General features: G+C 60.2%; 1 protein-coding gene. It reads left to right on the forward strand.

Annotated elements, in window-relative coordinates; all coding sequences use genetic code 11:
* Window positions 1-581 precede the first annotated feature (581 nt).
* The gene (locus BP858_RS05510; protein ID WP_062263487.1) at window positions 582-1,145 is read left to right on the forward strand and encodes a TATA-box-binding protein; all 564 of its coding nucleotides are present in this window, start codon (window positions 582-584) and stop codon (window positions 1,143-1,145) included.
* Window positions 1,146-1,181: the final 36 nt, after the last annotated feature.

Here is a 1,181-nt window from a genome sequence, read left to right on the forward strand (position 1 = left end):
GGGAGGGGGCTCGCCCCCTCCCCGCAGGCGGCGGAACTCGTAGATCCCTCCTCGTAGCCCCCACCCCGCCCGGCTCGCGGCGCTCCTCCCCCGCCCCTGAGGGAGCGGGGGCGGTGCCCGGGCTTATCCCCAGGGGCAAACCCTGCCCGGGCACGATGAACTTCCGGAGCGAACCGGTCGGGCTCTCGCTGATTGCCCCCCAGACAAGGATCACGACCGTTTTCCGAGGAGGTGGACGATTGGCCACAGGCCGACCAGTAATACCCGAAACCGACGTTCGTCTCCTGAATTGGACGGTATCCTCACAAGTCTCCATATCGAACGTTAACGCCAATGGGGGCGAGCCCCCTCCCGGCAGAGGCGTTTGGGGACGACCTCCCCGCCAGACAGGGAGGAGGTCTACAGGCCGGGTGTACCGGGATCTCCCCCGGCATGATGGTAAAACCCGGGGGAGGTGTCATCCCGACGAAAGAGCGTCGCTCTCATACCCGGGCATGCGTGGGGGTCTTCCCGCCTGGTCCCCGGAACCCCGCTGGATAAATACCCAACCATTTATATACTGTTTTAAGCACTTTATAAATATGAAAGAGCACAGACCAGAGGAGTCCCTCAAGATAGAAAATATTGTCGCTTCCGCAAAAGTGACAGACTCTCTTGATCTCAACTCCCTTGCCTCCCAGCTGAAAGACGCGGAGTACAATAAGAAACGGTTCCCCGGCGTCGTTCTCCGGATGCAGGACCCGAAGATCGCGGCGCTCGTCTTCGGGTCCGGTAAGGTCGTCCTCACCGGCGCAAAGAGCATCGACAGCCTCTCGCGGGGCCTGCAGATCCTGGGCGACCAGTTGCGCGCACTCAATATCGACATCCCTGAAAACCTGACTTATAAAGTCCAGAATATCGTCACATCGGCCGATCTTGGGACGCCGATCAACCTGAATAAGATCGCCGTGGGGTTCAATCTGGACAAGATCGAGTACGAGCCCGAGCAGTTTCCAGGGCTCGTCTACCGGCTCGACGACCCGAAGGTGGTCGTTCTCCTCTTCGGGTCCGGCAAACTGATCATCACGGGCGGCAAGCAGCCCGAAGATGCCAGGCGTGCGGTGCAGCGGATCCTCTCCGAACTCTCCAGTCTCGGGCTCATTTAACCCTCATCAGATACTCGCCCCTCATTTTTTAGTGCC

The sequence above is a fragment of the Methanoculleus sp. UBA413 genome (genome assembly GCF_002502935.1).
Taxonomy (GTDB): domain Archaea; phylum Halobacteriota; class Methanomicrobia; order Methanomicrobiales; family Methanoculleaceae; genus Methanoculleus; species Methanoculleus bourgensis.

Coding starts and splice junctions, on each gene's coding strand:
- BP858_RS05510 (WP_062263487.1), top strand. CDS start 582: ATGAAAGAGCACAGACCAGAGGAGTCCCTCAAGATAGAAAATATTGTC.